We start from the raw sequence: 13,304 nt of genomic DNA on the forward strand, positions 1-13,304 counted from the left end.
GCCTAGGCCGTCTGGCCCTCGTGCGGGCCTTCGGCGATCTCCTCGAGCAGCTTGTCGTTGAAGGCCTCGAGGTCGCCCGGGTGGCGACTCGTGACGAGACCCTGGTCGACGACGACCTCCTCGTCGCTCCAGTTGGCTCCGGCGTTCTTCAGATCGGTGGCGAGCGTGTGGTACGAGGTCAGGTCACGGCCGCTGACCACCCCGGCCTCGATGAGCAGCCAGGGTCCGTGGCAGATGGAGGCCACGGGCTTGTGCTGCTCGAAGAAGGCCCGGGTGAAGGCCTGGGCATCCTTGTCGACCCGGATGAAGTCGGCGTTCACCACCCCGCCCGGCAGGACGAGGGCGTCGTAGTCGTCGGCGTTCGCGTCGGCGACCGCGAGGTCCACCTCGAACGTCTCGCCCTTATCGATACCGTCGAAGCCCTGCAGCGTCCCGGTCTTGGGCGAGACGAGCGTGGGGACCCCACCGGCCTCCTTCACCGCGTTCCAGGGACTCGTGAGCTCTATCTGCTCGACTCCGTCCGTGAGCAGGAATGCGACCTTCTTGCCTGAGATGTCGTGTTCGGACATGCTGTTCTCCCTTGCGTAGAGCGTGCGTGTCGTACCGCTTCCAGCCTAGGAACCAGCCAAACGATAAGCAAGCTGACTAATGCCGTTCGGGCCCGCCGGAGTGGTCCACTACGGTGGCCCGTCACGGCCGCCCTCACAACCGCTTCGGCCGTGCCCGTACATGCATCCTCTCGCCCTGCTGACCGAAGAGGCTGATGAGCTCGACCGGCTTCCCGTCCGCGCTGGCGAACCAGTGAGGGGTCCGGGTGTCGAACTCGGCTGCCTCGCCGGGGCCGAGCACGAAGTCGTTGTCGGCGAGCACGAGCCGCAGCGAGCCATCCAGGATGTAGAGCCATTCGTAGCCCTCGTGCACCTGCGGTTCGGGCTCCGTGCCGCGCGCGTCCCCCGCGAGCACCATCTTGTATGCCTGCACCCCGCCGGGGCGCCGTGTCAGGGGGATGGCCGTCATCCCGTGGTGCGTGATGGGGCGCAGATGGACACGGGGATCACCGGTGGGCGGTGCGCCGACGAGATCGTCGAGCGGGACGCCGTACAACTGGGCGATGGGCAGCAGGAGCTCGAGATTGGGGCGCCGCTGTCCCGATTCCAGCCGGGAGAGCGTGCTGACCGATACGCCCGATGCCGCGGAAACCTCCCCGAGTGTCAGGTTGCGCTGGGCACGGAGGGCGCGGAGTCGGGGGCCGACGGCATCGAGGACGGCGTCCAGATTCGAAGTCATGCGTCTAGTTTGCCATACCAGCAAGAAAGTTTGCCATCGCTCGGAATCTTCTCGATGCTGGATCCATCAGCAGAAGAGAAAGGATCCGACCATGACATTTTCCAACCGACCCGTGCAGGACCGCTACGACGTCGTCATCGTCGGCGGTGGAGCCGCCGGCCTGAGCGCCGCCGTCACCTTGGGCCGCGCACTGCGCAGCGTGCTCGTCGTCGACGGCGGCCGACCACGCAACGCCCCCGCCCAAGGGGTGCACGGCTTCCTGACGCGCGAGGGCATGAGCCCGCAGGCACTGCTCGACGCCGGCCGGGTCGAGGCGGAGTCCTACGGGGCCGCGATCGTCGACGGCGAGGCCCTCGCCGTGCAGCGCGGCAGTGCCGGCTTCGAGGTGGAACTGGCCGATGGGCGGATCGTGGGCGGCCGACGGCTGCTCGTCGCCTCCGGCCTGTCCGACGGCCTGCCCGCCGTCCCCGGCCTGCGTGAACAGTGGGGCGCCGGCGTCGTGCACTGCCCGTACTGCCACGGCTACGAGATCCGCGGACGCCGCATCGGCGTGCTGGGCACGGGCCCCCTCTCCGTGCACCAGACACTCCTGTTCCGTCAGTGGTCCGACGACATCACGCTCTTCCTCAATGACGCGGTGACGCCGACCGAGGAGGAGTGGGACCGGCTGGCCGCGCGATCCATCCGCGTGGTCGACGGCGCCGTGGCCGCCGTCGACGCGACCGACGGCGTCCTCACGGGCGTGACGCTGCAGGGCGGCACCGTCTTCGAGCTGCACGCCCTCGCCGTCGGGACGCGCATGGAGGCCCGCGCCTCCCTGCTCGAACCGCTGGGACTCGCACTGCAGGATCATCCGTCGGGGATGGGCCGGCTCCTCGAGGCCGGCCCCATGGGCACCACCGCGATATCGGGCGTCTACGTCGCAGGCAACGTCTCGAACCTCGCCGCACAGGTGATCGTCGCCGCGGCGGAAGGCACCATGGCGGCCGCAGCGATCAATGCGGACCTCGTCGCGGAGGAGACCGCATGGGCCGTCGAGGGCCACCGTGGCCCGTTCTCGGCGTCGGGAGAGGCCGACGTCTCGCAACGGGTGCTTGGCGTGCGCCGGTACGGGATCGATGATGGCCTGGGTGGACGCACGGACGCGCCTGCCACCGCGGATCAGGAGGACGAGGTGCGCCGTGCTGGTTGAGTACACGCAGGAATACTGGGACGACCGCTACCGGCAGCGCGCGAGGATCTGGAGCGGTCGGCCGAACCGGCAGCTCGTCCCCGCGGTCGAGGACCTGCCGCCGGGCAGGGCGCTCGACGTCGGCTGCGGTGAAGGTGCGGACGCCGTCTGGCTCGCGTCGCGGGGATGGACCGTCCTGGCGGTCGACGTCTCCGAGGTGGCCCTCTCCCGCGGCCGCGCGCATGCCACCGAACTCGGGGAACCGATTGCGGACCGCGTGGAATGGCGGCAGGTGGACCTCCTGGCCGGCCAGGACCTCCCCGGCGGCCAGGACCTCGTCTCCATCCAGTTCCTGCACCTGCCCGAGCCGCACCGCTCCCGGATCTTCGGCTCCCTGGCCGGCCTCGTGGGTATCGGTGGCACTCTGCTGATCGTCGCCCACGACCCGTCGGACCTCCACTCCGGGGTGGGACGGCCGCACCAGGCCGACCTCTTCTACACGCCCCAGCAGATCGCGGACCTGCTCGACGACTCCTGGGACATCCGGGTGTGTGAATCGCGCCCACGGGTGGAACGTACGCCGGACGGGCGCGACGTGACGATCAGCGACGCCGTGCTCCAGGCCGTGCGGCTGCGCTGACGCGCAAGGCTCCTGGCGGGGGCGGGCACCGCATGCGCCCCCACCGGTCGTCTCGGTAGCCTCGGATACATGCAGTGGATCACCGAGAACTACGTGAACTTCGCCAGCGTGATCGACGACGTGACGCTGGCGCAGAACAGGATGACGAGCTCCATGCCGTTCGTGCACCCGCACCTCGCCTCGATGCCCGACGCCCACCTCGGCCTCGGTTGCGCCGTGGGGTCGGTCCTGCCGACCCTCGGCGCGATCATCCCCGCCGCGGTCGGCGTGGACATCGGCTGCGGGATGGTCGCCGTCCGCACCGGCCACACGGCGCAGGATGTGGCACGCCTCGACCGCCGGACCCTACGGGAGGCCATCGAACGGGCAGTCCCCCTCTCGGCCGGCAACAACAACAAGCGGGTGAGCGCATCGGCGGGGCCCCGCATCGACGCTCTCGAGCAGGACGCCCTGTCCGCCGGGTTCGACCCGGCCGGCTACGTGAAGCAGTGGAGGCTGCAGCTCGGCACTCTGGGCTCGGGCAACCACTTCATCGAGGTGTCCCTCGACGAGGAGGACACCGTCTGGCTGTTCCTCCACTCGGGGTCGAGGGGCATCGGGAACCGGATCGCCCAGCACCACATCATGATGGCGCAGGACTACTGCGCGAAGCGATCCATCCGCCTCCCGCACAAGGACCTCGCCTACCTCGAGGAGGGCACGCCCGAGTTCGACCGCTACATCAGCGAACTCCTGTGGGCCCAGAAGTTCGCGCTGCTCAACCGCGAGGAGATGATGGACCGCGTGGTCCGGCAGTTCACGGACTGGGTGGCCGGACCGGTCCACGAGCGTGAGCGCATCAACTGCCACCACAACTACACCCAGCGCGAGACGCACTACGGCAAGGACGTCTGGCTCTCGCGCAAGGGCGCCATCGCCGCGGACCCCGGCCGCCCCGGCCTCATCCCCGGCTCGATGGGTACCCGCTCCTACGTGGTCACCGGCAGGGGCAACAGGGAGTCGATGAACTCCGCACCGCATGGAGCCGGCCGCGAGTACTCCCGCACCAAGGCCCGCAGGACGTTCACCCAGGACCAGCTCCGGGCGGCGATGCGCGGTATCGAGTTCAGGGACACTCCCGCCTTCCTCGATGAGATCCCGGCGGCCTACAAGGACATCGACGTCGTCATGCAGGACGCGCGTGACCTCGTGGAGATCCGCCACACGCTCCGCCAGATCATCAACGTCAAGGGCGATTGAGCGGCACGGCGGATGATGGGAGTGGCCGCGGTTAGGCTGACGCCATGTCCGTCCCGACCGCGACCCGTCCCGTCGAGCCGATCCTCGTGGAGGTAGCGGCGTCGGATCCCCAGTGGTGGGAGATCGTGGGCGCGCTGGGGCCCTTCGCCATCCTGCTCGCGGCGGTCCTGGCCACGGTATCGGCCTTCGCAACGCTGAACCAGCGGGCGACGGCGGATCGGGCTTCCCTCGAGCAGAAGAGACGCGCGGACGACCGCGCCGAGTGGTGGCGACGCACCCAGTGGGCCATCGACGCGGCCACGTCCCTGGACCCCGTACGCCAGGAGGCGGGCGTGGAGGCCTTGCTGCAGCTCTCCTACAGCGAGCTGGCGACCGAGGAGGACCGGCTCATTCTCGATGCCATCTGGGTGAGCAACCCCGTGGCCAATCCGGAGGATCCCAGCGCTGGACTGCCCGACGGCGGTGCCGGAGAATGAGACGAGGACCAGCGATCGGAGGAGGGGCCATGACCGACACAGCACGAGCGCGGAAAGCGCCGGCCGGACAGGCGGCCACTCGGCGACCCGCCGACACCCCCCGGGTGACAGCGGCGAAGGCACGGCTCCGGGTAGCCCTCGACCAGCAGCTCGGCCGCGACACCCCGCAGTCCGTCAAGGACGTGGCAGCGGGCAAGCGCTGACGCGGACAGGCGACGACGCCCGGCAGGATGGGCCCGACGCGCCGGACCCCTGTCCGACCGTGATGTTCGAAACGGGTCGGTTACGGATTCGCCACTTCGTCGACGATGATCTGGATGACTTCGCGGCACTCTGCGCGGATCCCGCGGTGATGCGGTTCGTCGGTGACGGGACGACACTGGACAGAGCGGACGTCGCCCGCTGGATCCGCATCTGCCAGGAGAAATACGCGACGCGCGGATACGGCACCTCGGCCGTCATGGAACGGGAGACCGGCGCGTTCGTCGGATACTGCGGCGTGGTCAGGCCTCCGGATCAGGACTTCGACGAACTGATCTATGTCCTCCACAGGAGGTCCTGGGGCAAGGGATACGCCACCGAGGTCGGGAGGGCGATGCTGGCTCATGTCTTCGACGTCTCCACTCTCTCCTCGATCTCCGCGACCATCGATCCGCACAAGGATCAGTCGAAGCGGGTAACGGCCAGGATCGGGATGGTGCAGGCCCCGTGTTCCGACGACTCCATGAGCTACTGGGTCATCGGACGGCCGACGGGCAGGCTGTCCTCCGCTCCCTGACGGTTACGGGAACCACTCCGCGCATCGCTCCGGGCTGACCGATCGCCGCTTGTACATCCTGATGGGCGAGGCCCTCCATCGAGCGTCCTGACCTGTGGTCGCCCCAGTGCAGTTCGAGAAGACGTCCTCCAGTGGTGATCGTCCGATGTCCTCAACGGCGTCACCTCCTCACCATCCACACGATAATGTCGGTTATCGTGTGACCATGACCCTCAGAACGCAGGTAACGGATTATGCCAATGGACTGTGGCATGCCCGAACGCTTGGGGCATGGAAGTCATCGCTTGCCAGGTCGCCGCATACGCTCCGCGCGTACACCCGAGGCATCGAACAGTTCTGTCTGTGGCTCGACGATCACGGGTTGGACTTGCTCGGCGTGGAGGGGGTGCACGTGGACGATTACCGGCACACACTCACCGGCGCACCCGCCACCGCAGCACAGAAACTGGCCGCGGTTTCAAGCTTCTACCGCTACGCCGTGTCTGCGGGTATCACAACCACCAATCCTGTGGACTTCGTCCGGCGGCCCACGGTGACTGCCGATTCCACCGCTACACAGGGCCTGACGGAGGACCAGGCGCGCGACCTGCTGGACGCAGCACGAGCGGACGGCCCTCGGTCCCACGCGCTGGTGAGCTTGCTCCTGTTCACCGGGATACGTCTCGGTGAAGCGCTCAGCGCCAACACTTCGGACTACGGGCACGACGCCGGGCACCGGGCGCTGATCCTTCAGCGCAGGAGCGGCACCCAGGCCAAGGTCGCCGTTCCGCCTCCCGCCGTTGACGCTCTGACTGCCTACCTCGGGACCACCGGGCGAGAGCTGGTGGCGGCGGCAGACTCGGGTCCGCCACTTTTCACCACGGCCACAGGCAGGCGCTGGGCACCTTCGGAGGCATTCCGGACTGTGCAGCGGCTGGCCCGCCTCGCGCGCATCGAAGGCCGGATCAGCCCCCATAACTTGAGACATGCCTTCGCAAGCATCGCCCTGAACGCAGGGACTACTCTGCATGATCTTCAGGACAGCATGGGCCACGCAGATCCACGCACAACGCGCCGGTACGACCGAGCGCGACACGACCCCATGAACTCAGTCGGATACACCGTGGCAAAAGCGCTCGTTCATTGATGGCGTGCCGCTTCTGAACTCGAATCGATCAGGCCGGACCCTGCGTTTCCATATCGACACGCGACGTCGGCGAGCCCGCTCCTGAAATGCGGTTTCACACCCCTGAAGTATTTCGCATTCCTCTTACCTGATTACCGGATCATTCACTCTGCGGGCTGCTACCAGCACTCGGTGGAATTTATACCGAATACGTTCGTTTCAGCAGCACCAGAACTCCGATATTGATTTGGTCAGTCCTTGGTGCCAGGGCGGAGCGCGGGTATCCGTTGGACTATTCGCGGCCCCTAGCCCGCGCCTCGGCCTGCTGCTCGCGTCCGAGCTCCACCAGGCGATCGTCGTCGATCCTGTTGCCCTTGAACTCGATGACGGCGCCCTCCACTTCGTCGACGAAGGCCTTCGCAGCGCCTACCGCACCGAGCGAGATCTCTTGCTTCGGCGCTTCCGGAACGACGGCGATGCTCGCATCGTCACAACCCTCCGCTCCGACGTCGTCGTGCCTTGCACGCGCACCGTTCACATGCCGGACGCAGAGCCCGGCGACCTCGCGAGCATGGGCGTGCATCACCGAGTGGGCTGCGCCCTCGATCTCGACGACGTCGACCGCGTGGGGGAATACACTGCTCAACTGTGTGACCCACGGGCGTGGACATACCGCGTCGTGCTCGCCGCGGATGACGAGCGTCGACGCGCGCACGCGAGCGGCCGTCCGCTCGATCGGATAGGACATCATCCGCGGCAGGATCTTGAAGAACCAGCCGAACCCGCACGTCAGGTAGGCGACCACGGCGAGGAGCTTCACCCGGAAGGGCTCATGGAAACTCGCCAGCAGGAAACGAAGGGCCTGCACGGGGACGGTGCGGGCCGATGCGTCGATGACAGGACTGATCAGGACGAGAGTGGTGAGCTCGGGGCGCGCCGCAACGAGATCGGTGCAGATCTGCATGCCCATCGAATGCCCGACGATCACGGGATCCTCAAGCCCGAGATCGTCGATGGCCTTGCCGACGAGCTCCGCGAACTGACTGATCGACATGGCGCGGCGTGCGTGCGGCACGCCGCCGAATCCTGGCAGGTCGAGAGCATGTACGGGCCCGAACTGCATGAGGTGCGGGGCGAGTTGCTCGAAGTAGTGCGAGGACACCCCGATACCCGAGACGAGGATGAACGGCCTGTCGCCCACCTCCCCCACCGAACTCACCCGTGCCCAGACACCATCGCCCTGAATCCTCCGCACGACGATGTCCGGGCGTGGATCCGACTTCTCACTTCTCGTCACATCCCATTGTCCTATGGAACGCCGGGAAGTCCGATCGCGGAGTTCGGGGCTGGCGCGCGTCCTGCCGGGTGGGCGCGCGACAGCTTGTCTGGTGAGGACATGCATCCTCCGCTCCAGGGCTCGGGAAGTCCTAGTAACACGACGACCAAGACACTTTGGGATGAGGCGGCTTTCCGAGACAGTGCATGCCCCGAGTTTCTCCAGTATTTCGCGGGCTCAGTAGATGCCGGCCGTGCGTCCCAAGAAACTGTAGTTTTTCGATACACGCCGAGTGCTCGATGGCCAGAACCAGCGTTTCACTTGAGGTAGCCCTGCGCCCGTTTTCATCGTCCCGGGCATACGCCCGCTCCCCCAGCCTGGCGGCACTGACCAGCCCGCGAGATCCCAGCAGGTGCGGAGGACGACCGGCTTACGGACACGGCAATCCGTGCTGATACACCATCGAAATAGATGGCTGCGCTCACGCCGGAACTGTCACCTGCACTACGGTCTGTAAGTTGGCGTTGATAAAGATGCCCTGCGATGAAAATTGCTACGACAAGCGGAGACTGCGATGACACATGACTTGATACCCACTGGCAGGAAGCCGAGCGGAGCGCTATTAAGAATCCTGTGCGGCAGCTTGACGCTGGGGCTGAGTCTGGTGTGCGTATCTGCGAGCTTTAGCCGGGCAATCGAAGTGACCGGCCGCGACGCAGTCACCTCTTGGATCTTCTTCGTGTGGGGCTCGGCTGTGGCTATCGGTGGGGCGTGGCTCATCAGAGGCCGTTCCAAGGGTAAGGCAATCGTTCTCGCGCGCGACCGAAAGCGACTCATAGTTGTTGCCTCACTAGTCACCCTCGTTGTTGGAATGCTGATTTATTTCGTCAGCCAATCCTCGATGAGGAACGATGAGGAGTGGCCCTTTATGCTGCAGACGATGTTCGCAGTTCTCTTTGCTTCCGTGTTTTTCCTACCTTTTGACCGGGAGGACTATAGAGAGAAGGCTAAGCCAAAGCCGTTGTCCGTGGAGGGAAGACGGAAGGCGAAACGTTCACTGATCATCATGGTCCTGGTTGGAGCATTAATGTTCACCACCGGCATCGTCGCAGACATTCAAGTCGATAGCTGGTGGTCGGAGGCCCTGTATCGGCTAGGCACAACACTTCTAGCAGTAGGTGCAGTGATGGGGTTTCAACTAAGGAAGAACCGCTGAAGGATCGGCCTACGGACGTCGTCCCCGCATCATGCTGAGGTGTTCAAGGAGTTCAGGCTGGCGCAAAAGCGGTTCATTGCCTCTAAGCCGATGACTTCGCTGAGAGGTTCTTCAAACCATCTCTGCCAGATCGCGTCTACTTCATTGCTAGTGGCTGATCCTCTATTGAGCAGCAAATCCACCAAGGGGTCCCCCTCGATTTCGTACTCATCATGGGGTGCACCGTCTGCAGTGCCAGGATCTAAGCCGTACGGATCCAGGTCGTTGAGCAACGCGGTGATCGACGTGACCGTGTCTCTCCACTTTTGCTTGCCAGCTTGTATCCTCACGGGATGCACCAACGCTGACTCGGTCAACGATGCGTTCACGGGACAGGTCGAGCGCATAACGGCTAAGACCAACCAGGGTTACGCGGTGTCACTGCCTTCGAGGCAGCTTCCATCAGATCAACTAGTTTGGATTTGAGTGTCACGTCGGCGCCCATAAAAAGGCGCTCTGTCATGCGGAATCCGAAGGTGTCGAACGCACGAACATCTACTATGGGGCCCTCGGGTGCATCACGTGCTTTCAATACGAGAGCGACAGGGAAGTTCTTGTACCCGTTCAGGGACTCCCCCACATCCAACTTGAAGTTGGATCCGCTTCTCACTTCCATGGTGCCGGATGATGCATCGATGGACGCCTTCTCTCTATCGAAGGCTTCACTCACCGCCGTCAGCGCTTTGTCAGACGAAAGCGGCGAATACCAAAGTGCACTGATCTGTTGGATCGGTTCACGTTCCATGTAGCTATCACTTTCGCCTGAATGCGGACTAACGGGTTTTCATTTCTGCAGGCTATCTCTGATTTATCGGGAGTAGGTCAGCCACCCGGATTCTCCGTACCCTTACTGACTGCGACGAAGGCCAAGGGTGTTCGCCCGTAATCCGCTCCCCAAACGGGAACCTATGCGGATACACGACTTCATGGCTCGTTGCTGAGTGAGCTGGAAAGAGGGAACCCCTCGGGAAGCGGTTCGATGTGATAGTGCCGCTTTCTAACACCACGCAGTTCGAGGTTGCCCTCGGTAGTGCTTTCGTAGGCGTAGTACCTGCTCTTCGGCAGTTCACCTAAGTCCGCGTCTGCTGGGATCTGTTGAGCGTGCTGTTGGCCGTCGTGCTCGTAACGCCACTCCAAAGGCCCGCACAGGGCGAAAGTCTGATTCGGCATCACGATTCCGAGTTCCATCACGGTCCCCATCCACCTCACGACATCCATACAGGAGAACTCACCGTCAGCGGACGGTGGACGTGCACAGCCTCCTACAGGCGTGTTCGTCATCAAGGAGAAACCCTCATGCTTGCATTGTGCTTATCCGGGCAGAGAAAAGGGGCTATGCCCAATAGGACAAAGCCCCTTTTCCCCTACCCCGGTGTGGAAGGGGCTGTCAACATTGGTTGTGATCGAAGGGCTCAGGGCTCCCCGACGGTTTTGCAGCGACAGACTCGCGTCGGTGGCTTCGGTACAGATTCGTGCTCAGTCGCACCAGGATGAGGAGCGCCAAAGCGAAAATGAGCACCAACGGGCCGAAAGAAAGGAGGGCCTGCCAGAAGGAGGGGACGAGAGGATTATCAGCCAATACAGTTACACCCATCCACAGGAAACGACACCAGGACCGTTCGTGACCAACCGGAGGTTGCTGGACCTAGTCGAGTGATTCCATCCAAAGATACTCCTGGTGACCGTCACCGTCGTCTGAAAGTAGCCTCGCCCACCGGAAACGTAGTGGCTGAAGTTGCTGTATGAGATGGCTAACCCTGGCTCGTAGGTGAACATCGTGTACGCACTGACGTTTGTCGCGCGGAGTACGACGCCACTCCCGGTGACGTAGTTGCCGGTGAGACGCACCTTCGAGACAGCAACGCCGGCGAAGGTGAAGGTTGAATCGCAGTTAGCTGTGACGTTATACGTCGTGGCCATAAGGGACACTGATCCGGGTGCCGGCGTCCCATTCGGCGCGCAGCTCCCCGACTGAACGATCTCGATCCCACTGCCGGGTCGCTGAGAAGCCTGAATTACACCTTCATTGAGAAGGATCCTGGCCAACTCTGTCTTTTTATCTTCGTCGAGCTGATTCAAAGCCTTCAACGAAGACCGAGCAGTCTCATCACCCCCGTTGGCGGATTTTGCAATGTTCGCGCGGAGTTCAGCCAGTACCTTTTTCTCTGCTGCGACTGTGGCGGAATCTGCCGCCCCGGTGGAACTATCGAGTGCCGGTTGAGCCGAAGCGGGAACCCCGGTTCCTGTAAGAACCAGAGCGGACAGAAAGAGTCCAGCAAGGCCCGACTTGAACTTAGTGATCATGATTCCCCCATATCGTAACGCCAGGTGTTCTGGCCGCATATAGGACACTACTTTGCTGTTTCAGCTGAGATATTAGGAGTGTTGATTACCGAAATCATTACTCGTCTGTTACTCAAGCCGCATCGGCAATCCAGTCCGCGCTAGGAGCGCATCTCGGGTATACCAGGATGAGCACGTCAAATCAGGACGCGCAGTTGCAGCATGATGCGTTGGTCGCCGCCGGTGTGCACAAACGCGATGTCTTCGCTGATGTGACCTCGGAAACAAGGGCTGCGACCGAGCGGCTGGGTAGAAGAAGCTGCTCGAGTATGCAGACGAGGGCGATACCGTCGTCTTGTGGCGGGTCGACCGACTCGGCCGTTCCCTCATCAACGTCCTCAACACGGTGAATACACTTCGCGACCGCGGCATCCTAGTCCGGTCCCTCTCGGACGGAATCGACCCTGCAACGTCGACCGGGCGACTCATGCTGAACATGCTCGCCACCCTCGCTAAGGCTGGCCCTGAGACTAGACACCTTACAGAGCACCTATTTGCGCGCCGGCAAGCTGGCATGCCGTCGCATCAAAGGTCCCGTTTTGCGTTGCCGCGACCAATTGAGATGAGACACATTACCGAGACGAGTGGCGCCACCACTAAGCCCGCAACCATAAGACATCCCCAGCCCGTTAGCGGAGATACCAACCAGTCCAATCAGAGGATCCTTTGATTGGACTGCTCATCGGCAGCCGGAAGCTCTCCTTAGCGTACGCATATGGCACCCTTCCGTCCATTTTCACCGTCCAGGTCAAACGCCCATCGCCGCTGCCGTGCTGGCGGGCACGAGGACCACAGCTGCAGGGTGAGCGTCGAAGGACCGCAAACTGACCCACGTTTTCAAGCATCAACAAGCGGCCTTTGAGACAAGCGCGTCCGGCACCCGCAGTCAGTCCTCGATATCACCTAGGTCCTGGGGCGCTTCCCAGCTCCACGCGAGGGCCGCGGCCGGCAACATGCTTGCCGCGACGAACGCGACGAGAGTGAGATAGATCCAACCGACGTCACTGAAGAACTGGAAGGTGCTGGCCGTGGTGTGGTCGATGACTGCTAGCGCGCATAGCGTGCCGATGAGTATCAGTCCCCACAGGAACGCACGTTGGTGGCCGTGATGGCGTTGGGCGATCTCGCGCTCATCTAGGAGAGCCAGAGGTGCGGTGTCGACCATCTGGGTGATGCGTCGCAGCAAGATGGTGCCACCTGCTCCGCAAAGGGTTGCGAGGATCAGGACTAGCAGGGCCCCGGTACTGCTGTCGAGGGTCGCTGCGAGCACGCCAAAAGCAAGGGTTAGAGCGGGCGTGAGAGCCAGGAGACGTTGGGTGCTGCGCGTTCTCAGCCATGCGGGTAAGTGCCGTTGGCGTTGCTGCTGAACGCGTGCTTGTACTTCAGCACGCACTTCCAGGGTGCGTTGGCTGTTGCTCGAGCGGGATGCCTTCATGAAGTTTGTCCTGTCATGGGATCGGTGACTGGGCTGTCGTGTACAACTGCGCGGACATGGCTGGGAAGGGAGTAAGGGAAAAGATGGCCTCGACCGGTAGTGAGAAGTAGCCAGCCAGATGTAGGGCGAGCTCTACAGACGGCCCGTAGTCCCCGCGTTCGAGGAAGCCAATGGTCTGGACGTTGACGTTGACCGCTTCGGCTAGTTGACGCCGGCTAACACTGCGCTCAGCGCGCAGCACTGCGAGGCGGTTGTAGAGCGCCTTGTCGTCGATTGCGCCTGAGGTGTTGCTTCGCATG

At 63.5% G+C, this 13,304-nt stretch carries 17 protein-coding genes and 1 pseudogene; 9 read left to right on the forward strand and 9 right to left on the reverse strand.

Annotated features, from left to right (window positions below; genetic code table 11):
• Positions 1-2: 2 nt before the first annotated feature.
• Together ACX80N_RS01035 and ACX80N_RS01040 are read right to left on the reverse strand one after the other, a co-directional pair.
• A complete protein-coding gene (locus tag ACX80N_RS01035) occupies positions 3-569 on the reverse strand; it encodes a type 1 glutamine amidotransferase domain-containing protein (protein ID WP_105032970.1) in 567 nt (188 codons plus the stop codon).
• Between the two features lie 133 nt (positions 570-702).
• Entirely contained in the window at positions 703-1,287 is a 585-nt protein-coding gene (locus tag ACX80N_RS01040; protein ID WP_459337934.1) for a helix-turn-helix domain-containing protein, read from the reverse strand.
• Between the two features lie 91 nt (positions 1,288-1,378).
• Here ACX80N_RS01040 and ACX80N_RS01045 point away from each other — a divergent pair, with 91 nt between their 5' ends.
• The 7 genes from ACX80N_RS01045 to ACX80N_RS01075 all read left to right on the forward strand — a co-directional run bounded on the left by ACX80N_RS01045 (position 1,379) and on the right by ACX80N_RS01075 (position 6,717).
• Entirely contained in the window at positions 1,379-2,479 is a 1,101-nt protein-coding gene (locus tag ACX80N_RS01045; protein ID WP_459337935.1) for an NAD(P)/FAD-dependent oxidoreductase, read from the forward strand.
• Positions 2,469-3,098, forward strand: coding sequence for a class I SAM-dependent methyltransferase (locus ACX80N_RS01050; RefSeq protein WP_459337936.1), 630 nt, complete (start codon positions 2,469-2,471; stop codon positions 3,096-3,098). The genes ACX80N_RS01045 and ACX80N_RS01050 overlap by 11 nt, the downstream gene beginning before the upstream one ends.
• 69 nt (positions 3,099-3,167) lie before the next feature.
• On the forward strand, positions 3,168-4,337 hold the full coding sequence (locus ACX80N_RS01055; RefSeq protein WP_459337937.1) for an RtcB family protein: 1,170 nt from the start codon (positions 3,168-3,170) through the stop codon (positions 4,335-4,337).
• A gap of 44 nt (positions 4,338-4,381) precedes the next feature.
• Entirely contained in the window at positions 4,382-4,813 is a 432-nt protein-coding gene (locus ACX80N_RS01060; RefSeq protein WP_105032974.1) for a hypothetical protein, read from the forward strand.
• 29 nt (positions 4,814-4,842) lie between these two features.
• Positions 4,843-5,016 carry a hypothetical protein gene (locus ACX80N_RS01065; protein WP_170068248.1) on the forward strand — a complete coding sequence of 58 codons (174 nt, stop codon included), beginning with the start codon at positions 4,843-4,845 and terminating at the stop codon, positions 5,014-5,016.
• 62 nt (positions 5,017-5,078) lie between these two features.
• Positions 5,079-5,591, forward strand: a complete 513-nt coding sequence (locus tag ACX80N_RS01070) for a GNAT family N-acetyltransferase (protein WP_105032975.1) — start codon at positions 5,079-5,081, stop codon at positions 5,589-5,591.
• Between the two features lie 205 nt (positions 5,592-5,796).
• Positions 5,797-6,717: a tyrosine-type recombinase/integrase gene (locus tag ACX80N_RS01075; protein WP_459337938.1), complete on the forward strand. Its 921-nt coding sequence runs from the start codon at positions 5,797-5,799 to the stop codon at positions 6,715-6,717.
• Positions 6,718-6,988: 271 nt separating this feature from the next.
• On the opposite strand, the gene ACX80N_RS01080 is transcribed toward ACX80N_RS01075, so the two are convergent.
• Positions 6,989-7,993: an alpha/beta fold hydrolase gene (locus tag ACX80N_RS01080; protein ID WP_459337939.1), complete on the reverse strand. Its 1,005-nt coding sequence runs from the start codon at positions 7,991-7,993 to the stop codon at positions 6,989-6,991.
• A 553-nt stretch (positions 7,994-8,546) separates the two neighbouring features.
• Here ACX80N_RS01080 and ACX80N_RS01085 point away from each other — a divergent pair.
• A complete protein-coding gene (locus ACX80N_RS01085; protein ID WP_459337940.1) occupies positions 8,547-9,188 on the forward strand; it encodes a hypothetical protein in 642 nt (213 codons plus the stop codon).
• A 29-nt stretch (positions 9,189-9,217) separates the two neighbouring features.
• Here ACX80N_RS01085 and ACX80N_RS01090 read toward each other — a convergent pair whose 3' ends face one another.
• From ACX80N_RS01090 to ACX80N_RS01105, 4 genes are all read right to left on the reverse strand, one after another.
• Complete coding sequence (locus tag ACX80N_RS01090) at positions 9,218-9,556, reverse strand: hypothetical protein (RefSeq protein ID WP_459337941.1); 339 nt, start codon at positions 9,554-9,556, stop codon at positions 9,218-9,220.
• A 23-nt stretch (positions 9,557-9,579) separates the two neighbouring features.
• Entirely contained in the window at positions 9,580-9,972 is a 393-nt protein-coding gene (locus tag ACX80N_RS01095; RefSeq protein ID WP_459337942.1) for a hypothetical protein, read from the reverse strand.
• Between the two features lie 179 nt (positions 9,973-10,151).
• A complete protein-coding gene (locus tag ACX80N_RS01100) occupies positions 10,152-10,415 on the reverse strand; it encodes a hypothetical protein (RefSeq protein WP_459337943.1) in 264 nt (87 codons plus the stop codon).
• A 396-nt stretch (positions 10,416-10,811) separates the two neighbouring features.
• Complete coding sequence (locus tag ACX80N_RS01105; RefSeq protein ID WP_459337944.1) at positions 10,812-11,531, reverse strand: hypothetical protein; 720 nt, start codon at positions 11,529-11,531, stop codon at positions 10,812-10,814.
• A 167-nt stretch (positions 11,532-11,698) separates the two neighbouring features.
• On the opposite strand from ACX80N_RS01105, the pseudogene ACX80N_RS01110 reads away from it, so the two are divergent.
• Positions 11,699-12,027, forward strand: a pseudogene (locus tag ACX80N_RS01110) (recombinase family protein); the annotation flags it as partial.
• Between the two features lie 429 nt (positions 12,028-12,456).
• Here ACX80N_RS01110 and ACX80N_RS01115 read toward each other — a convergent pair.
• Together ACX80N_RS01115 and ACX80N_RS01120 are read right to left on the reverse strand one after the other, a co-directional pair.
• Positions 12,457-13,005: a hypothetical protein gene (locus ACX80N_RS01115; RefSeq protein WP_459337945.1), complete on the reverse strand. Its 549-nt coding sequence runs from the start codon at positions 13,003-13,005 to the stop codon at positions 12,457-12,459.
• A 13-nt stretch (positions 13,006-13,018) separates the two neighbouring features.
• Entirely contained in the window at positions 13,019-13,303 is a 285-nt protein-coding gene (locus ACX80N_RS01120; RefSeq protein ID WP_459337946.1) for a helix-turn-helix transcriptional regulator, read from the reverse strand.
• Position 13,304 lies beyond the last annotated feature (1 nt).

The sequence above is a fragment of the Arthrobacter sp. MDT2-16 genome (genome assembly GCF_054510925.1).

Excerpts from the sequence above, each read along its gene's own strand:
- ACX80N_RS01035 (WP_105032970.1), bottom strand. The coding sequence starts at position 569 with ATGTCCGAACACGACATCTCAGGCAAGAAGGTCGCATTCCTGCTCACG.
- ACX80N_RS01040 (WP_459337934.1), bottom strand. The coding sequence starts at position 1,287 with ATGACTTCGAATCTGGACGCCGTCCTCGATGCCGTCGGCCCCCGACTC.
- ACX80N_RS01045 (WP_459337935.1), top strand. The coding sequence starts at position 1,379 with ATGACATTTTCCAACCGACCCGTGCAGGACCGCTACGACGTCGTCATC.
- ACX80N_RS01055 (WP_459337937.1), top strand. The coding sequence starts at position 3,168 with ATGCAGTGGATCACCGAGAACTACGTGAACTTCGCCAGCGTGATCGAC.
- ACX80N_RS01060 (WP_105032974.1), top strand. The coding sequence starts at position 4,382 with ATGTCCGTCCCGACCGCGACCCGTCCCGTCGAGCCGATCCTCGTGGAG.
- ACX80N_RS01065 (WP_170068248.1), top strand. The coding sequence starts at position 4,843 with ATGACCGACACAGCACGAGCGCGGAAAGCGCCGGCCGGACAGGCGGCC.
- ACX80N_RS01070 (WP_105032975.1), top strand. The coding sequence starts at position 5,079 with ATGTTCGAAACGGGTCGGTTACGGATTCGCCACTTCGTCGACGATGAT.
- ACX80N_RS01075 (WP_459337938.1), top strand. The coding sequence starts at position 5,797 with ATGACCCTCAGAACGCAGGTAACGGATTATGCCAATGGACTGTGGCAT.
- ACX80N_RS01085 (WP_459337940.1), top strand. The coding sequence starts at position 8,547 with ATGACACATGACTTGATACCCACTGGCAGGAAGCCGAGCGGAGCGCTA.
- ACX80N_RS01095 (WP_459337942.1), bottom strand. The coding sequence starts at position 9,972 with ATGGAACGTGAACCGATCCAACAGATCAGTGCACTTTGGTATTCGCCG.
- ACX80N_RS01100 (WP_459337943.1), bottom strand. The coding sequence starts at position 10,415 with ATGGAACTCGGAATCGTGATGCCGAATCAGACTTTCGCCCTGTGCGGG.
- ACX80N_RS01105 (WP_459337944.1), bottom strand. The coding sequence starts at position 11,531 with ATGATCACTAAGTTCAAGTCGGGCCTTGCTGGACTCTTTCTGTCCGCT.
- ACX80N_RS01115 (WP_459337945.1), bottom strand. The coding sequence starts at position 13,005 with ATGAAGGCATCCCGCTCGAGCAACAGCCAACGCACCCTGGAAGTGCGT.
- ACX80N_RS01120 (WP_459337946.1), bottom strand. The coding sequence starts at position 13,303 with ATGCGAAGCAACACCTCAGGCGCAATCGACGACAAGGCGCTCTACAAC.